Source organism: Nocardiopsis oceanisediminis, assembly GCF_048595525.1.
In the GTDB taxonomy this organism is placed as follows: Bacteria; Actinomycetota; Actinomycetes; order Streptosporangiales; family Streptosporangiaceae; genus Nocardiopsis_A; species Nocardiopsis_A oceanisediminis.
Genome location: NZ_JAFMZJ010000001.1, coordinates 6,060,769 through 6,078,959, shown reverse-complemented (window position 1 = coordinate 6,078,959; position 18,191 = coordinate 6,060,769). Strand labels below are relative to the sequence as shown.

Sequence of the window (18,191 nt, the reverse complement as noted above, 5' to 3'; positions counted from 1 at the left end):
GGGGCCCCGGGCGCGGGTTTCCCCCGGTTCTCCGGCGGGCCGCAGGGCGCCGCCGCTAACCTGAGGGCCTTATGGGAGGGTTCTTCGAGGCCGGAGCGGGCGCCGGCGGGATCGCGGCCCCGGTGGCGGCGGTGGCGGTGGCGGCGTACTGCGCCGTCTTCCTCCGCCTGCACCTGGGGCGCTACGGGCGGATCGCCGGCTGGCCGGGCCGGGTGACACAGGCGGTGCTGCTCACCGGGATCGGGGTGGGGGCGTACGCGGTCTGGCCGCTGCCCGGCCCCGCCGAATGCGCCGCGGAGCCGCTGGCCTCGCCGTTCTCACTGGGCACCCTGGAGCTGCCGGCGGGCGGGCTGCTCCGGCACGCGGCCCTGGCGTTCGCGGTGGCGGTCCCGGTCGGCCTGCTGGCCCGGCACCGGTACCGCAGGGGCGCCGTCTCCACCGTCGCGCTGGGCGCGCTGATCGCGCTGGCGGTCGAGGCGGTCCAGGCCACCGGGGTGCTGGGGGCGCTGCCCTGCGCGCACCGGGTCGCCGCCGTCGACGACGTCCTGCTCGGCGCGGCCGGCGCGCTGGCCGGGTGGCTGCTCGGCCTGGCCGCCGACCGGGTGCTGCCCCGCCCCTGGCCGGGCGGCCTCGCCGACCTCTTCCCGCCCGGTCTCGGCCGCCGCGCCGCCGGGCACCTGATCGACCTCGCGCTGTGGTGGTACGGCACCCTGGCAGTCGCCGCCCTGGCGGTGCGCGCCGGGTACGCCCCGCCGCCCGGACCGGAGCCGCACACCGCGGCCCTGGTCGCCGCCGCGGTCCTGTTCGGCCTGGTGCAGCCGCTGCTCCGCGGCGACCGGTGCACGCCCGGCCGGGCCTGCCTGATGCTGGCCACCGCCTCCGCCGGCCCGCTGCCCGAACCGGCCTCCCGGCCGCGCGTCCTGGGCCGCTCGCTGCTGCTGTACGCCCCGGTCACCGTGCTCTTCGCGGCCGACCTGCACTGGTGGGCGCTGCTCGTCCCGATCGCGCACGGCCTGCCCGCCCTGGCCCGGGCGGACGGGGCCGGCCTGGCCGACCTGATCTGCGGCACCCGCACCGCCACCCGCGCCTGGACCGAGGGCGGCGCCCTGCCGACCGGGCTCATCCGCTACGCCCCGCCCCCGGAGCCCCGGGCCCCGGCCCCGCGCGCCGGCTGAGCCGCGGGTCCGCCGGCCGCTCGCGGGCCGGTCACTCACCGGTGAAGGCCGGGGGCCGCTTCTCCGCGAAGGCGCGGGCCCCCTCCTTCGCGTCGGCGGAGGCCATCACCTTCCAGCCGTGCGCGTCGCTGACCTCCAGCGCCTCGGCCTCGGGCAGGCCCTCGGTCTCGCGGTGGACGCGGAGGATCGCCTGGACCGCGAGCGGGCCGCAGGCGGCGATGGAGTCGGCGACCGCGCGGGCCTCTGCCAGGGCGGTTCCGTCCGGGACGACCCGGGTGACCAGGCCGATGGCGGCGGCCTCCCGGGCGGTGTAGGAGCGGCCGGTGAGCAGCATCTCCATGGCGTGGGCGTAGGGCAGCTGGCGGGGGAGGCGCACCGCGCAGCCGCCCATCGGGAACAGGCCGCGCCGGGCCTCGTACAGGCCGAGGACGGCGCCCTCGGCGGCGATCCGGACGTCGGTGCCGGCCACCAGCTCGGTGCCGCCGGCCACGGCCGGCCCCTCGACGGCGCAGACCAGCGGCTTGCCCGGGCGGGCCTCGCGGAGCAGGCCCTTCCAGTGGAAGTCCTCGATCTCGGCGGCGCGGCGGCGCACCCGCTCGTCCCGGGAGGGGGCGCCCATCCCCTTCAGGTCGGCGCCGGCGCAGAACACGCCGCCGGCGCCGGTGAGGATCCCGACCCGGACGCCGGGCTCGGCGTCGATGTAGCCGAACGCGTCGGCCATCCCGACCAGCATGTCGGTGGAGAGGGCGTTCCGCGCCTCCGGGCGGTCCATCACCACCGTCACCACCGGGCCGTCGCGCACCACTTCGCAGTGCGGGGTGGAGATGTCCAGCCGCTCGACCATCGTGGCCTCCCTGCTGCGCTGCGTATCCGCGAACGCCGTTCACGGTTCTCCTGGGAGAACTGATTCTAGATAGGAAACTCACTGGCTGACAGGGTCTTGGCAGCAAAAAGAGAACGTGCTCTACTCGCACTCGAAGGGCACCCCCCGCAACGGAGGTCTCCATGGCGGACGCCCCCCTGCTCGGTTTCTGGAAGATCGCCCGCGCCGACCCCGAACGGATCGCGTGCGTCGACCCCGACGGGTCGCGGCACACCGCCGGGCGGATCCTGGAGCGCGCCGACCGCCTGGTGCACGCGCTGCGCGCGCTGGGCCTGCGGGCCGGCGACGGGGTCTGCGCGCTCACCCCCAACGGCTCGGCCGGGCTGACCGTGTATCTCGCCGCGATGCAGGCCGGCCTCTACCACACCCCGCTCAACTGGCACCTGACCGCACCGGAGATCGGGCACATCCTGTCCGACAGCGGCGCCAAGGCGCTCTTCCTGCACGAGCGGTTCGCCGCCGAAGGGCTGCGCGGCGCCGACCTGGCCGCCCTGCCCGGCCCCGCCCGGATCGGCATCGGGGAGGTGCCCGGCTGCACCGGCCTGGAGGAGTTCATCGCCGGCCGCCCCGCCTCCCCGCCCCCGGACCGCACCGCGGGCGAGGCGATGCACTACACCTCCGGCACCACCGGCCTGCCCAAAGGGGTGCGCCGCCCGCTGAACGGGCTCGACCCGGACACCGCGGCCGAGCTGTCCACCTCCTTCCTCGGCTTCTTCGGCATCGAACCCGGTCCGGGCCACGCGCACCTGGTCACCTCGCCGACCTACCACACCGCGGTCGCCCGGTTCGGCACCACCGCGCTGCACATGGGCCACACCCTGGTCTTCATGGACCGCTGGGACGCCGAGGAGGCGCTCCGCCTGGTCGAGCGGCACCGGGTGACCAGCACGCACATGGTCCCCACCCACTTCAAGCGGATGCTGCACCTGCCGGAGGAGACCCGCTCCCGCTACGACGTCTCCTCGATGCGCTGGCTGGTGCACGGCGCCGCGCCCTGCCCGCCGGAGGTGCGCGAGGCGGTGATCGGCTGGTGGGGCGAGTGCGTCTACGAGTACTACGCGGCCACCGAGGGCGGCGGCACGGTCCAGCGCCCCGAGGACCGGCACGCCCACCCCGGCTCGGTCGGCCGCCCCTGGCCCATCACCGAGCTGCTCATCACCGACGAGGAGGGCAAGGAGCTGCCGACCGGTGAGACCGGGCTGGTCTACATGCGGATGCAGGGACCGTCCTTCGAGTACAAGGGCGACCCCGCCAAGACCGAGGCGGGCCGGCTCGGCGGCTTCTTCACCCTCGGCGACATCGGCCGCCTCGACCGCGGCGGCCACCTCTACCTCACCGACCGCGCCGCCGACGTGATCATCTCCGGCGGCGCCAACATCTACCCCGCCGAGGTCGAGAACGCGCTGCTCGCCCACCCCGAGGTGATGGACGCCGCGGTGTTCGGGGTCCCCGACGACGACTGGGGCGAGCAGGTCAAGGCGGTCGTCGAACCGGCCGAGGGCAGCGAACCCGGCCCGGAGCTCGCCGAGCGGCTGCTGGCCTCGCTGGAGGGCCGGCTGGCCCGGATGAAGCGGCCCCGATCCATCGACTTCATCGCGGAGATGCCCCGCGAACCCAACGGGAAGCTGCCCAAGCGCAGACTCCGCGCCCCCTACTGGGAAGGGCGGGCCGATGCGATCTGAGCAGGCCGGAGAGGACCCCGGGGAGCTCGTCGGCACGCACACGGTGCGCTTCCCCGGCGGCTACACCCGCAGCACCGGGCCGGTCCTCGGCCGCTTCCTCACCGAGCTGCGCGACGGGCGCCTGGTCGGGGTGCGCACCGCCGCCGGCCGGGTGCTCTTCCCCCCGGCCGAGTACGACCCCGAGGACGGCGCACCGCTCCCCGACCCGCCGGAGTTCCCCGAGGTCGGACCGGGCGGCACCGTGCACACCTGGTGCTGGGTCGGCGCCCCGCGCCCCGGCCACCCGCTGGACCACCCCTTCGCCTGGGCCGCCGTGCGGCTGGACGGCGCGGACACCGCCGTGCTGCACGCCCTCGACTTCGGCCCGGACGCCCCCGCCGACCGCCCGCCCGCGCGGCTCCGCACCGGCCTGCGGGTCCGGCCGCGGCTCCGCCCCGAGGACGAGCGCACCGGCTCCATCACCGACATCCGCTGCTTCCGCCCCGAGGTCGACCGGATCATCGACGACCGCCGGCTGGACTACACCGTCCGCGCCGACGCCGCGCTCACCCGCTACCTGGAGGCGCAGCTGCACGGGCGCATCCTCGGCTCGCGCACCCGCGGCGGCCGGGTGCACGTCCCGATGCGCGACGTCGACCCGGTGGACGGCGCCCCCATGGCCGGCGAGGTCGAACTGCCCGACACCGGGGTGCTCACCACCTTCTCCGTCAACCACGTGCCCGACCCCCGGGCGCCCGCGGTCCCCTTCGTCACCGGGTACGTCCGGCTGGACGGCGCCGACGTCGACCTGCTCACCCTGATCAGCGGGGTGGAACCGGAGAAGGTGCACGCGGGGATGCGGGTCCGCGCCGAATGGCTGCCGCCGGGCGAGCGGACCCGCACCCGGCCGAGCATCCGCTGGTTCGTCCCCGACCGGGGCGCCGGGGCGGAGGAGGGGCCGCGATGAGCACCCCCGGCACCCCCGATATCGCCGTCGTCGGCTACGCCGCCCGGATCCACCCCGAGGGCACCGCGGCGAGCGAGGCCGGCCTGGTGCACACCGCGGTCACCGAGGCCCTGGCCCGCTCCGGGCTGTCCCGCACCGACATCGGGTTCACCGTCTCCGGCAGCCTGGACTACCTGTCCGGCACCCCGTTCTCCTTCGTCGGGGCCCTGGACGCGATCGGCGCCTGGCCGCCGATCAGCGAGAGCCACGTCGAGATGGACGCCGCCTGGGCGCTGTACGAGGCCTGGCTCCGGCTCCGCCACGGCGACATCGGCACCGCCCTGGTCTACGGGTTCGGCAAGGCCACCCAGGGCTCGCTGCCCGAGGTGCTCGCCCGCCAGCTCGACCCCTACCACCTGGCGCCGCTCGGCGTGGACGCCGTCTCGCTGGCCGCGCTGCAGGCCAGGGCGGTCCTGGACGCCGGCCGGACCGACGAGGCCGGGCTCGCCGCGATCGCCGCCCGCTCCGGGCGGCCCGGACCGGGTGGGCACGAGGACCCGCCGCCGCTGCCGCTGCTGCCCGGGCACACCGCCCGGCCCGCCGACGGAGCCGCCGCCGTGGTGCTCGCCGCCGGGGAGACCGCCCGCCGGCTCGCCGCCGGGCACGGCACCGTCCCGGTCTGGATCCGCGGCCTGGACCAGCGGATCGACGGCCACTCCCCGGCCGGCCGGGACCTGGCCCGCTGCCCCTCCGCCGAGCGCGCCGCCGCCGGGGCCGGACTCGCCGGCGCCCCGGTCGACCTCGCCGAACTGCACGTCCGGCACCCGCACGAGGAGGTGCTGCTCCGCGACGCGCTCGGCCTGGGCCCGGAGGTCCCGGTCAACCCCTCGGGCGGCCCGCTCGCCGCCGACCCGGTCATGGCCACCGGCCTGATCCGGATCGGCGAGGCCGCCCGGCGGATCGCCGACGGCACCGCCCGCCGGGCCGCCGCGCACGCGGCCCAGGGGCCCTGCCTCCAGCACAACCTGGTCGCCGTCCTGGAAGGAGGAGCGCGATGAGCCGGCCCGCGGCGGTCATCGGGGTCGGGCAGACCCGCTACCGGAGCAGGCGCGACGACGTGTCCATGCCGGGCCTGGTGCGCGAGGCCGCACTGCGCGCCCTGGACGACGCCGGGCTGGGCTTCGCCGACATCGACGCGGTGGTGCTGGGCAAGGCCCCGGACCTGTTCGAGGGCGTCGCCATGCCCGACCTGTTCCTCGCCGACGCGCTCGGCGCACGCGGCAAACCGCTGCTCCGGGTGCACACCGCCGGGTCGGTCGGCGGCTCCACCGCGGTGGTCGCCGCCGGGCACGTGCACAGCGGCGCGTTCCGCCGGGTGCTCGCCGTGGCGTGGGAGAAGCAATCGGAGTCCAACGCCACCTGGGCGCTGACCATGGCGCACCCCTTCTCCACCTCCCTGGTGGTCGGCGCCGGCGGCTACTTCGCCCCGTTCATCCGGGCCTACATCGAGCGGTCCGGCGCCCCCGCCCACATCGGCCACCTGGTGGCCGCCAAGGACCGGCGCAACGCGCTCCGCAACCCCTACGCCCACCTGCGCATCCCCGACATCACCCCGGAGTCGGTGGCGGCCACCCCGATGCTCTGGGAGCCGATCCGCTACCTGGAGACCTGCCCCTCCTCCGACGGCGCCTGCGCGCTGGTGATCGCCGGCGAGGAGGAGGCCCGCGCCGCACCGCGCCCGCCCGCCTGGATCCTCGGCAGCGCGATGCGCAGCGAACCGATGACCTTCGCCGGCCGGGACGCGGTCGACCCCCGCGCCGGGCGGGACTGCGCCGCCGACGTCTACGCCCAGGCCGGCATCGCCGACCCCCGCCGCGACCTGGACGCCGCCGAGGTGTACGTGCCGTTCAGCTGGTACGAGCCGATGTGGCTGGAGAACCTCGGCTTCGCCGCACTCGGCGAGGGCTGGCGGCTCACCGAGTCCGGCGCCACCGCCGCCGACGGCGACATCCCGTGGAACCCCTCCGGCGGGGTGCTCTCCTCCAACCCCATCGGGGCCTCCGGCATGATCCGCTTCGCCGAGGCCGCCCAGCAGGTCCGCGGCCTCGCCGGGGGGCACCAGGTCGACGGGGCGCGCACCGCGCTCGGCCACGCCTACGGCGCCGGCTCCCAGTTCTTCGCCATGTGGGTCGTCGGCGCGGAGCGCCCATGACCGGCCCCTACTCGCCCCCCGTCCGCAGGATCCGACCCAGGGAGGCCGGATGCAGTTCAACCTCGCCGACATGTACGAGGGGGTGGCCGACCGCCTCGGCGACCGGACCGCCCTCGTCTGCGGCGCCGACCGCCGGAGCTACGCCGGACTGGACGCCCGCGCCAACCGGGTCGCCCACCACCTGGCCGGGGCCGGCGTCCGCCCCGGGCAGCACGTGGGCATCCAGCTCTACAACGGCCCGCAGTACCTGGAGACCCTGCTCGGCGCGCTGAAGATCCGCGCGGTGCCGGTCAACGTCAACTACCGCTACCTGCCCCGGGAACTGGCCCACCTGTACGCCGACGCCGACCTGGCCGCGCTGGTCTACGACGCCGAGTTCGAGGCCCGGGTCGCCCGGGCCGCCCCGGCCGCCCGCACCCTCCGGCACACCGTCCGGGTCGGCGCCGCGGCCGGGACCGGCCCGGAGGCCCCCGGGCCCGGCGGGCTGCTCGGCTCCGCCGACTACGAGGAGGCGCTCGCCGGCTCCTCGCCCGAGCGGGGCTTCCCCGAGCGCTCCGGCGCGGACCTCTACATCATCTACACCGGCGGCACCACCGGCATGCCCAAGGGCGTGATGTGGCGCCAGGAGGACCTGTTCTTCGCCGGCCACGGCGGCGGCAACCCCGGCGGGGAGCCGGTCGCCTCCCCCGAGGAGCTGGTGGACAAGGCCGCCCTGGCCCAGGGCGCGGTGATCCTGCCGGCCGCACCGCTGATGCACGGCGCCGCCCAGTTCGCCGGCTTCATCGGGTTCTGGGGCGGCGGCCGGGTGGTGCTGGTGCGCTCCTTCGACGCCGCCGAGGTGCTCCGGGCGATCGAGAGGGAGCGGGTCGCCACCGTCAACATCGTCGGCGACGCGATGGCCGTCCCGCTCGCCGACGAACTGGAGGCCGGCCGCTACGACCTCTCCTCGCTGGTGGTGGTCAGCTCCTCGGGGGCGATCCTCTCCGGGACGGTGCGGGAGCGGCTGGAGCGGGCCCTGCCGGACCGCTTCATCCTGGACAACCTGGGCTCCACCGAGGCCGGGCTGGCCGCCTGGGGGGTGCCCGGCTCCGCCCCCGAGACCGGGCTGCGGTTCCGCTTCGACGACCCGCTGATCACCGTCCTCGGGCCGGACCTGCGCCCGGTCGCCCCCGGCTCGGGCGACATCGGCCAGGTGGCCCGGGCCGGCCGGGTCCCGGTCGGCTACTACAAGGACCCGGAGAAGACCGCGCGCACCTTCGTCGAGGTGGACGGGGTCCGGCACACCCTCACCGGCGACATGGCCACCGTCGCCGAGGACGGCACCGTCACCGTGCTCGGCCGCGGCTCCGTCTGCATCAACACCGGCGGCGAGAAGGTCTACCCCGAAGAGGTCGAAGCGGTCCTCAAGGGCTTCCCCGGGGTGGCCGACGCGGTCGTGGTGGGGGTGCCGGACCCGCGGTACGGCCAGCGGGTCGCCGCGGTGGTGGCGGGCCGGGGCGGGGGCGGCCCCTCGCCCGCCGACCTCGACGCCCACGTCCGCGGCCGGGTGGCCGGCTACAAGGCCCCCCGGCTGTACCGCCTGGTGGAGGAGGTGCGCCGGTCCCCGAGCGGGAAGGCCGACTACAGGTGGGCGCGAGAGGCCGCCGCCGCAGGAGAGGAGCCCGCCCCGCACTGAGCGCGGGGCGCGGCGGCCGAGCGACAGACCGAGGGCGCGACCAGCACGACCCGGGAGACGACATGACCGAGACGCCCGTGCCCGAAGGATTCGACTTCACCGACCCCGATGTCATCGTCCGCGGCGTACCGCACCGGGAGTTCGCCGCCCTGCGCCGCACCAGCCCGGTCCGCTGGAACCCGCAGCCCGGCGGGTACGGCTTCGAGGACGGCGGGCTGTGGCTGCTCACCAGGCACGAGGACGTCCGCCGCGCCTCGGTGGACTCCCAGCTGTTCTCCAGCAACGCCAACACCTCGATCGTCCGCTACTACCCGGAGATGGGGCCGGACGGGATGCAGGTGCAGAAGGACAACCTGCTCATCAACCTCGACCCGCCGGCGCACACCAAGCTCCGCAAGATCGTGCAGCGCGGGTTCACCCCGCGCGCCATCGGGCGGATGGAGGAGGCGCTGCGCGAGCGCGCCGCCCGCATCGCGAGCCGGGCCGCGGAGAAGGGCGGCGGGGACTTCGTCGCCGACGTGGCGATGGAGCTGCCGCTGCAGGCCATCGCCGAGCTGATGGGGGTCCCGCAGAAGGACAGGGCCAAGCTCTTCCAGTGGTCGAACGAGATGCTCGGCTACGACGAACCGGAGTTCGGCATGGACCCGGCCGTCGCCTCGACGGAGATCCTCGGCTTCGCGATGGCCCTGGCCGGCGAGCGCCGCGCCGACCCGCGCGGCGACATCGTCTCCAAACTGGTCCAGGCCGACGTGGACGGCCGCGGGCTGACCGACGACGAGTTCGGCTTCTTCGTGATCCTGCTGGCCGTCGCCGGCAACGAGACCACCCGCAACGCGATCACCCACGGCATGCTGGCGTTCCACGCCAACCCGGAGCAGTGGGAGCTGTACAAGCGGGAGCGGCCGCGCACCGCCGCCGACGAGATCGTCCGCTGGGCGACCCCGGTGATCGCGTTCCAGCGCACCGCCACCGCCGACACCGAGATCGGCGGCCGGGCCATCGCGGCGGGGGAGAGGGTCGGCCTCTACTACAGCTCGGCCAACTTCGACGAGGACGTCTTCGACGACCCGTTCGCCTTCGACGTCACCCGCGACCCCAACCCGCACCTGGGCTTCGGCGGCACCGGCGCGCACTACTGCCTCGGCGCCAACCTGGCCCGGATGGAGATCGACCTGATCTTCAACGCCATCGCCGACCAGATGCCCGGCATCGAGGTCACCGGCGGCCCGGAGCGGTTCCGCTCGTCCTGGATCAACGGCGTCAAGCACCTCCCGGCGCGCTACGCCTGACGCCGCCGGAAGAGGAGCGGGGACGTGCGGGAAGGAGGAAGGGGAGGCGGTCAGCTCCACCACTGCAGGTAGCCCAGGAAGCAGCCGATCCCGATCAGGGCGCAGCCGACGACCCCGAACATGCCGTGCACCCAGGTGCTGAGCCAGGGGGCGTCGACGATGCGGGCCTGCTGCGGCCGGTTGGGGTGGTAGGTGACGGTGACGGCGTCGCCGTGCTTGGAGGCGGTCCAGCCGGTGCTCTCGTGCGTGGCGTGCACCTCCTCGCCCTCGTGCGTCTCGAACCGCACGATCATCCGGGCGGCGGTGCTCGACTCGGCGTAGCCGACGATCTCGCCTTCGGCATGGAGCCCGTTGCGCAGCAGCAGGCCGGTCCAGAGCACGTGCCGGAAGTAGACGCACAGGATGCCGAGCCCGGCCAGGATGGGCAGCAGCGGGTAGAGGTCGACCATGGTGTGAACTCCGTCGGTCTCGGTTCCGCGTCCGGCACGGCCTTCGGTGCGTCGCGGGGCACCGGCGTCCGAGGCTCAGGTTAGAGCACCGGACCGCCCGCGGGGAGGAGGGGCGGCCGGGGCAGGCCACAAGGGACCCATGACACAGGTCCCGGGCGGCCCATGACACCGGTCCCTCCGGAGAATGACACCCGGAGTCCTCCGGCACCGCCTTTGGTCGTAGAGCGGATACGCTCCTCGGCCGATGCGCGGACCCGGGCCGTCCCCGTAACTTCTTCGGTAAGCGGGAAGCGCGGAATACGGGGCCGCGCACCCGCCGACACGGGGCCCGGACGGGCGCGCTCGGACCCCGGAATCGCCCGGGCCGGAACCTCGCACAGGGGTTCCGGCCCGCAGTGCGTTCCGGGGCCCCGAAGCCGGCGGGGGCCGACCCACCCGCCCGGAGAACGGGAAGTGGTTGAAAACGGCCTTCCGGCCCGGAAGAATCCCAGTTCAACGAGAGTGCTCCCCGCACGCGCGGGGATGGTCCCTCGATCTGGTCGAACCGGTCCCGGACCGTGTAGTGCTCCCCGCACGCGCGGGGATGGTCCCGACGTGCAGATGATCTTGTCGGCCGCACGGTCGTGCTCCCCGCACGCGCGGGGATGGTCCCAGGACCACCACCACCCAGTGGTGGGGACAGGAGTGCTCCCCGCACGCGCGGGGGTGATCAGACCCCGGCCGGGCCTCAGATCTTCAGGACCGGGTGCAGGCGGGACATGGTCCAGGTGCGGCGTCCCGCAGTGGTGGCCCAGCTCAGCACGAGGGCGGCGAAGGCGTAGGCGCCGAGGACCAGGCAGGCGTGCAGGACCACGGTGCCGCTGCCGCCGCTGATGAGGTGGCGGGTGGCGGAGACGACCCAGTACATCGGGGTGTAGGGCGCGATGGCCTGGAAGAAGTCGGGGCTGGTCTGCAGCGGGTAGGTGCCGCCCGCCGAGGTGATCTGCACGATCAGCAGGACCAGGACGATCACCTTGCCGGGGGCGCCGAACTGGGCGTCCACCCAGTGCACGATCGCGGTGTAGGCGGCGGCGGTCAGCGCCAGGAAGCCGAGCAGGCCCGGCCAGTTCACCGATTGCAGGCCGAGCAGCAGGTGCAGGGCGGCGACCATCACGAAGCCCTGTGCGATGCCCAGGACCAGGGCGGGCAGCCAGCCGGAGAGGGCCAGCCGCCAGGACGGCGCGGTGGAGGCCAGGCCGCGTGCGGGCAGGGCGGGCAGGACCATGTAGACCACCATCGCGCCGACCCACAGCGACAGCCCGAGGAAGAACGGGGCGAAGCCGGTCCCGTAGTCGGGGACCTCGTTGTCGTGCGAGGCGGAGAGCCGGGCCGGGGCGCTCATCATGTCGCCGCGGGCGTCGCGGGAGTCCCGGTCGAAGACGGGGATCTCCTCCGCGCCTTCGTCCAGGCCCTCGGCCAGTTCACCGGCGCCCTCGCGGAGGTCGCCCAGACCGGATCCGAGTTCGCCCGCGCCGATGTGCAGTGCGGCGATGCCCTCGGAGAGCCGGCCCGCGCCGCCGGACAGCTCGCCCAGCCCGGCGTCCAGCTCGTCCGCGCCGGAGGAGAGCGAGCCGAGTCCGGCGTCCAGCTCGTCGGCGCCGTCGCGGAGGTCGCCCAGACCGCCGTGGAGTTCGTCGGCGCCGTTGACCAGCCTGCTCAGCCCGTCGTCCAGGTCCTGCGCGCCGTCGTGCGCGCTCTCCAGCCCGTCGCGGAGGTCCCGGGAGCCCTCGGCGAGGTCCTTGAGGCCGTCGTTGAGCTCGTTGATCTGGTCCCGGGCGTCCTCGGCGCCGTCGGCCAGGTCCGGTGCGGCGTCGGCGAGCTCCCCGGCCAGCCCGGCGACGGTGCGGGCGTCGGCGGCCACCGCGTCGATGTCGTCCCGGTGCCCGGTGGTGAAGCCGTGCAGGTCAACGGCGACGCCGGCGGCCCACTCGGCGTCGCAGAGCAGCAGGTACAGGTCGGGGTCCCGGGTCTCCAGCTCGGGGTGGGCGGCGAGGTGCGCGGCGAGCCGGTCGCGGAGTCCGGACAGCACCGCGGCCTCCTCGTCGGTCAGGGCCGGCAGGCCCTCCAGCGCGTCGGCGAGCAGGCCGGCGCCGTCGGCCACCGCGGTGGCGGCCGCCTCGATGTCCGGGGAGTGCTCCTGGAGCAGCGGGATCCACTCGTCGGCCAGCGCGTTGAGCTCCTCGGTCTTCTCGTCGACCGCGGCGGAGGCGGCGCCCGCGCCGGAGGCCAGCTCCACCGACCCGCCGTGCAGCCCGTCCAGGCCGGATTCGAGGTCGGAGGCCCCGCTCTCGGCGCTCTCCAGGCCGTCGAGGAGGGACCCGGCGCCGTCCTCGGCCGAGGCCGCCCCGCCGGCCAGGGCGGACGCCCCGTCCTGCGCGGTCCCGGCGCCGTCGGCCAGTTCGCCGGCGCCGTCCTCGGCGTCGTCCAGTCCGCCGTCCAGCTCGCCGGCGCCGTCCTCGGCGTCGCCGAGACCGCCGTCCAGCTCCCCGGCGCCCTCCTCGGCCTGCGCGGCGCCGTCGGCCAGTTCCCCGGCGCCGTCGGCGGCCTCCTCGGTCCGGTCGTGGATCTCGTTGAAGTCGACGAAGAGGGTGTCCAGGTACTCCGCGATCGCGGTCCGGCTCACCGCCTGCTCGATCTCGCGGAAGCCCATGGCCAGCAGCTCGGTGGCGATGTAGTTGGTGGCGTCGTTGAAGTGCACCCGGAGCATGGCCGGGGTGGGGTCGCGCCCGGTGTCGGCGGGGGAGACCAGGTCGGCGCTGAAGTCGGCGGGGACGGTGATCGAGGCGTAGTAGCGGCCGTCGGCGACGCCCGCGGCGGCGTCCTCGGCGTCGGTCACGTGCCAGTCCAGGTCGCCGCGGTCCACCAGCCGCTCGGTCAGCTCCCGGCCGGCGTGCACCCGCTCGCCGTCGGCGGTGGCCGGGCGGTCCTCGTTGATCAGGGCCACCGGAAGGTTGTGCACCTTGCCGAACGGGTCCCAGAACGCCCACAGGTACATGCCGGTGTACAGCAGCGGGACCACGGTCAGCGCCACCAGCGCGGCGACCAGCAGCGGGTGGCGGAAGAAGGAGCGCACCGACAGCCACCCGAGGCGCGGCGCGGGCAGCGTGCGGAACGGGGAGGCGGGCATTCACTCCTCCGCCCGGGGCAGGATCTCGCCCAGGGAGAGCGGTTCGGTGTCGCCGCCCCTGCTGTGCCGGCCCTTGGCCTGCGCCCCGGGGCGCAGCGCGTTCAGCACCGACCGGGCCAGCGGTTTGGCGGCGCGGGCCCGGCGCGGCGGCCGGGGGACGGGGTGCACCGCGACGCCGTCCCCGGCGCCGCGGGCGTCGGCGCAGGCGGCGATGACGGTCAGCCCGGTGCCGGCCAGGTCGCGGAGCAGGCCCCAGAACGCGCGCCGGTGCCGTTCGCCGAGGCCGGCGTCGGCGTCGTCCACCAGCAGCAGCCGGGGCTCTTCGAGCAGGGCGAGGGCCACCCCGAGCCGGCGCCGCTCCACCGCGGTCAGGTCCTTCACCAGGGTGCGCGGGTCCAGCCCGGACAGCCCGGCCTCGGCCAGCGCCGGTCCGGAGACCGACGCGGGGGCCGGCCGGAACCGGAGCAGCAGACGCTCCGCCAGGTGCTCGGAGACGCGCAGCCGCTCGTCCAGGTCGTTGACCCCGGAGGCCAGGGCGAGCGCGGCGATCCGCCGGGCCCGGCGGGCCTGCCGGGGGAGTTCGTAGCCGTCCACCCGGAGCGTCCCGGAGGTGGGGTCCATCCGCCCGGCCAGGGCGAGCAGCAGCGCGGTGCGCCCGCCGCCGGCGTCCGCTTCGAACACGGTGAGCGAGCCGGGCTCGGCGGTGAAGCCGACCTTGGAGAAGACCGGCCCCTCGCCGGTCCGCAGCTCCAGCCCGTCGGCCTCCACGAGCGCCCCCGTGGCACGGCGCATCGGCTCGTCCCCCTCGCCCCCGAGCGGTCGGGAGGGGCGCGGCGCGCCCCTTTTCAGGACACGAGGGTGGAATACGGGCCGGGTGCGGGCAATGCGGCGCGCTGCGACTTGGCGCCCCCTTTGCCGCTCTGTTCCGGCCCGCGGAGCGGTCTCGGTGCCGGTCCGCCCGTGACGGTTCGGTCGGCGTGAGGCCTCCGCCCGGCCGCCGGGCCGGGCGGGTGGAACAGGGCCCGGTAGGCCACCGCCCCGGGGCCGTCGCGGCCGCCGGGGCGGGGTGGGGCGCGGCCGGGCGTCAGTCCGGCCGCTCGGCCGCCAGGACCGCGTCGACCAGGCGCATCACCGCGGCGTGCACCTCTTCCAGCGGGCGCTCCGGGGTGAGGGTGCGCCACTCCAGGGCGGCGGTCAGCGCCATGCCGAACATCGCCGAGCCGGCCACGCCGGTGTCCAGGTCCGAGCGGAGCTCGCCCGCCTCGGCCAGGGTGTCCAGCAGCCCGGTGAGCACGTCGATGGCCTGCCGGCGGATGCGCAGCGCGGTGGCCTCCCAGGCCTGGTTGGACCGCCAGGCCTCGGAGAGCAGCAGCCGGGCCAGCCCCTCCCGGTCCCGGATGAACAGCAGCTCGGCGCGGATCACCCCGGACAGCGCCTCGCGCGGCGTCCCGGTGGCGCCTTCGCGCAGCACCGCCGCGAACCGGTCCACCCCCCACTCCATGAAGGCGGTGAACAGCTCCGTCTTGCCGCCGAAGTTGTAGTAGACGGTGCCCTTGGCGAGCCCGGCGTGCTCGGCGATCCGGTCCACGGTGACGTTCTCGAACCCGCTCTCGGAGACCAGTTCGAGGGTGGCCTCGAACAGCCGCTGCCGGGTGGCCTCGCGTCGCGCGCTCACGTGCTGCTCCTGGTTGCGGGGGATCGGATCGGCAGCGGTGCTGCCCGCCATCATTATCGCGCCCCTTCCTGTAGCCCCGGTCACAGCTTCAGCGCCGGACGCAGCTCGGTCATGGTCCACATCCGCTTCCGGGCCACCGTGAGCCAGGTGAGCAGCAGGAACACGGCCATGTAGGCGGCGAGCACGCCGCACGCGCCCAGCACCACCGCGGAGTCGCCGCCGCTGATCAGCACCCGCAGCGCGGAGACCACCCAGCTCATCGGCAGGTAGGGCGAGATCGCCTGGAAGAAGCCGGGGCTGGTCTCGATCGGGTAGGTGCCGCCGGCGGAGGTGAGCTGGAGCATGAGCAGCACCAGGGCCACGACCCGGCCGGCCGCGCCGAAGCGGGCGTTGGCCCACTGCACGACCGCGGTGTAGGCGGCGACGGTCAGCGTGAGCAGCCCGGCGGTGGCCGCCCACCGGGAGGCCTGCAGCCCCAGCAGGAAGTGCAGGGCGGCCAGGCTGACCGCGACCTGGGCGATGCCGATCAGCAGCGCCGGGACCCAGCCGGCGAGCGCGATCCGCCAGGACGGCGCGGTGGAGGCCAGCGCCCGCCGGGAGAGCGGCGGCAGCACCATGAACACCATCATCGCGCCGACCCACAGCGACAGGGCGATGAAGAACGGGGCGAAGCCGGTCCCGTAGTTCGGCGCCTCGTTGGAGGTGGCCGAGGAGAGCCGCACCGGCTGGCTCATCATGTCGCCTCGGGACTCGCGGTCGCCGGGGTCGAAGGTGGGGATCTCCTCGACCCCCTCCGCCAGCCCGTCGGAGAGGTCGCCGGAGCCGTCCTTGAGCTGCCCGATGCCGGAGTCCAGCTCGGACGAGCCGTCCTCGAGCAGGCCCAGGCCGTCGGAGAGGTCGCCGGAGCCGTCCTTGAGCTGCCCGATGCCGGAGTCCAGGTCGCCCGCGCCGCCGGAGGCCTCCTCCAGGCCGTCGCGCAGCTCCCGGCTGCCCTCGGCCAGCTGGGACAGCCCGTCGTTGAGCTCGTCGACCTTGTCCCGCGCGTCCTCGGCGTCGTCGGCCAGGTCGGGGGCGTCCTCGGCGAGGTCGGAGGCGAGCGAGGCGACCGCGTCGGCGTCGTCCTTGACCGAGGTGATGCTCTCCCGGTTGGTCTGCACGAAGTCGTTGAGCTTCGCGGCCTGGTCGGCGGCGGCCTTGGCGTCGGTGAGCAGCGCGTACAGGCCGGGGTCGGTCTGCTCCAGGTCGGGGGAGGCGTCCAGCCGGGCCTGGATGCGGCCGGAGAGGTCGCGGGCGGACTGCGCCGCCTGGGCGGAGTCGGCGGGCAGCTCGGCGAGGGCGTCGGAGAGGGTGCTCGCCGCGTCGGCGGCGGCCTGCGCGCCGGACTGGATCTCCGGGGCCTTCTCGCGCAGCACCGGGATCCACTCGTCGGCCAGCGGGTCGAGCTTGTCGACGGCGTCGGAGACCTCGTCGGAGGCGGTTCCCGCGCCGTCGGCCAGGGTCTTGGAGCCCTCGTAGAGCTGCCCGACGCCGGAGGAGAGCTCGGAGGAGCCGTCCTTGGCGTCGGACAGGCCGCCGTTCAGCTCGTCGGCGCCGTCCTTGGCGTCGGAGGTGCCGTCGGCCAGCTGGGAGGAGCCGTCCTTGGCGTCGGAGGCGCCGTCCGCCAGCTGCGATGCGCCGTCGGCGGCCTTCTCGGTGGCCTCGTGGACGTCGTTGAAGCCGACGAACATCGCGTCCAGGTACTCCGCGACGGCGCTGTCCGCCGCGGCCGAGCGGACCTCCTTGAACGCCGAGGACATGAGCTGGCGGACGATGTAGCCGTTGGCGTCGTTGTAGTGCGCCTCCAGCATCGCCGGGATGGGCTCGGCCCCGTCCTCACTGGGCGAGGAGAGCCGCTCGCTGAAGTCGGAGGGGATGGTCAGCGAGACGTAGTAGCGGCCGTCGGCCACTCCCGCCTCGGCCTCCTCCGCGTCCATCACCTTCCAGTTGAGGTCGCCGCCCTCGAGCAGCTCGCCGGTGATCTCGGCGCCGGCGTTCATCTCCTCGCCGTCGACCTTCACCGGGCGGTCCTCGTTGACCAGCGCCACCGGGAGGTTGCTCATCCGCTCGAAGGGGTCCCAGAAGGACCACAGGTAGAGCCCGGAGTAGAGCAGCGGGATGATGGTCAGCGCGGCGATCGCCGCGGCGGTGAGCCGGGCGCGGAAGAACGAGCGGACGGACAGTCCGCCCAGCCTGAGCGAGGGGAGGGCCCGGGGCTTCCGGAGCTTCACGCGTTCTCCTTGTCGGACAGGTCTTCGGGGGCGGAGGACAGGGCGCGGGCGTGCCGTCCCGCGGGGCCCTGCTCGTCGCCGGCCAGCGCCACCACGTCGGCCACCCCTTCGGCCGCCTCGGGGTCGGCGCAGGCCGCCACGACGGTGGGGCCGGTGTCGGCGACGTCGCGCAGCTGCTTGAAGAACTCCCGCTGCTGGTCGGGGCCGAGGCCGCGGTCGGCGTCGTCGACGGCGATCAGGCGCGGCTCGTCCAGCAGCGCCAGTGCGACGCCCAGCCGCCGCTTCTCGGCCATGGACAGGTCGCCGACCATCCGGGAGGTGTCCAGGTCGCCCAGGCCGGCCGCGGCGAGCGCGGGGCCGGTGACCGAGCGGGGCGCCGGGCGGAACCGGAGCAGCAGCCGCTCGTTCAGGTGCTCGGCGACGCGGAGCCGGTCCTCCAGGTCGTTGACGCCGTCGCAGAGCGCGAGGGCGGCGACGCCGCGCACCTTGCGGGCCTTCTTCGGCAGCTCGTAGCCGTCCACGGCGAGCGTCCCCTCGGTGGGGCGCATCCGCCCGGCGAGGGTGAGCAGCAGCGAGGTCCGGCCGCCGCCGGAGTCGGCGTGGAAGACGGTGAGCGACCCCGGGGCCGCCGCGAGGTCGACCCCGGAGAAGACCGGGCCCTCCTTGGTCCGCACCCCGAGCCCTTCGGCATCGATCCGCGCGCCCGTCGCACGCCGCATCCGCTCGCCCCCGCATCCCGTTTTTGCACTGACTGGTCAGTTCAAAAATAACCCACGAGGTGTCCGCTCCCGGT

At 75.1% G+C, this 18,191-nt stretch carries 14 protein-coding genes; 7 read left to right on the top strand and 7 right to left on the bottom strand.

The window, feature by feature from the left end; translation table 11 throughout:
- The first annotated feature begins 71 nt into the window (after window positions 1-71).
- Window positions 72-1,175 carry a VanZ family protein gene (locus tag J0910_RS26510; RefSeq protein WP_420161258.1) on the top strand — a complete coding sequence of 368 codons (1,104 nt, stop codon included), beginning with the start codon at window positions 72-74 and terminating at the stop codon, window positions 1,173-1,175.
- A 31-nt stretch (window positions 1,176-1,206) separates the two neighbouring features.
- On the opposite strand, the gene J0910_RS26505 is transcribed toward J0910_RS26510, so the two are convergent.
- Window positions 1,207-2,019, bottom strand: a complete 813-nt coding sequence (locus J0910_RS26505) for a crotonase/enoyl-CoA hydratase family protein (RefSeq protein WP_420161257.1) — start codon at window positions 2,017-2,019, stop codon at window positions 1,207-1,209.
- A 161-nt stretch (window positions 2,020-2,180) separates the two neighbouring features.
- On the opposite strand from J0910_RS26505, the gene J0910_RS26500 reads away from it, so the two are divergent.
- The 6 genes from J0910_RS26500 to J0910_RS26475 all read left to right on the top strand — a co-directional run bounded on the left by J0910_RS26500 (window position 2,181) and on the right by J0910_RS26475 (window position 9,841).
- Window positions 2,181-3,740: an acyl-CoA synthetase gene (locus J0910_RS26500; protein ID WP_420161256.1), complete on the top strand. Its 1,560-nt coding sequence runs from the start codon at window positions 2,181-2,183 to the stop codon at window positions 3,738-3,740.
- Complete coding sequence (locus tag J0910_RS26495; protein WP_420161255.1) at window positions 3,730-4,686, top strand: Zn-ribbon domain-containing OB-fold protein; 957 nt, start codon at window positions 3,730-3,732, stop codon at window positions 4,684-4,686. Before J0910_RS26500 ends, J0910_RS26495 begins: the two co-directional genes overlap by 11 nt.
- Window positions 4,683-5,723: a lipid-transfer protein gene (locus tag J0910_RS26490; RefSeq protein ID WP_420161254.1), complete on the top strand. Its 1,041-nt coding sequence runs from the start codon at window positions 4,683-4,685 to the stop codon at window positions 5,721-5,723. Before J0910_RS26495 ends, J0910_RS26490 begins: the two co-directional genes overlap by 4 nt.
- Window positions 5,720-6,877 (top strand): thiolase domain-containing protein, encoded by a 1,158-nt coding sequence (locus tag J0910_RS26485; RefSeq protein WP_420161253.1) that lies wholly within the window; start codon window positions 5,720-5,722, stop codon window positions 6,875-6,877. The genes J0910_RS26490 and J0910_RS26485 overlap by 4 nt, the downstream gene beginning before the upstream one ends.
- 49 nt (window positions 6,878-6,926) lie before the next feature.
- Complete coding sequence (locus J0910_RS26480) at window positions 6,927-8,552, top strand: AMP-binding protein (RefSeq protein ID WP_420161252.1); 1,626 nt, start codon at window positions 6,927-6,929, stop codon at window positions 8,550-8,552.
- 62 nt (window positions 8,553-8,614) lie between these two features.
- On the top strand, window positions 8,615-9,841 hold the full coding sequence (locus J0910_RS26475) for a cytochrome P450 (RefSeq protein WP_420161251.1): 1,227 nt from the start codon (window positions 8,615-8,617) through the stop codon (window positions 9,839-9,841).
- Between the two features lie 50 nt (window positions 9,842-9,891).
- Here the strand turns inward: J0910_RS26475 and J0910_RS26470 are convergent, their stop codons facing one another.
- The 6 genes from J0910_RS26470 to J0910_RS26445 all read right to left on the bottom strand — a co-directional run bounded on the left by J0910_RS26470 (window position 9,892) and on the right by J0910_RS26445 (window position 18,117).
- On the bottom strand, window positions 9,892-10,290 hold the full coding sequence (locus tag J0910_RS26470; RefSeq protein ID WP_420161250.1) for a DUF3592 domain-containing protein: 399 nt from the start codon (window positions 10,288-10,290) through the stop codon (window positions 9,892-9,894).
- Window positions 10,291-11,017: 727 nt separating this feature from the next.
- Complete coding sequence (locus J0910_RS26465; protein WP_420161249.1) at window positions 11,018-13,456, bottom strand: YhgE/Pip family protein; 2,439 nt, start codon at window positions 13,454-13,456, stop codon at window positions 11,018-11,020.
- Entirely contained in the window at window positions 13,457-14,248 is a 792-nt protein-coding gene (locus tag J0910_RS26460) for an ATP-binding cassette domain-containing protein (RefSeq protein WP_420161248.1), read from the bottom strand.
- 292 nt (window positions 14,249-14,540) lie between these two features.
- The gene (locus J0910_RS26455) at window positions 14,541-15,131 is read right to left on the bottom strand and encodes a TetR/AcrR family transcriptional regulator (RefSeq protein WP_420161247.1); all 591 of its coding nucleotides are present in this window, start codon (window positions 15,129-15,131) and stop codon (window positions 14,541-14,543) included.
- A gap of 80 nt (window positions 15,132-15,211) precedes the next feature.
- Complete coding sequence (locus tag J0910_RS26450) at window positions 15,212-17,398, bottom strand: YhgE/Pip family protein (RefSeq protein WP_420161246.1); 2,187 nt, start codon at window positions 17,396-17,398, stop codon at window positions 15,212-15,214.
- Window positions 17,395-18,117 (bottom strand): ABC transporter ATP-binding protein, encoded by a 723-nt coding sequence (locus J0910_RS26445; protein ID WP_420161245.1) that lies wholly within the window; start codon window positions 18,115-18,117, stop codon window positions 17,395-17,397. The genes J0910_RS26450 and J0910_RS26445 overlap by 4 nt, the downstream gene beginning before the upstream one ends.
- Window positions 18,118-18,191: the final 74 nt, after the last annotated feature.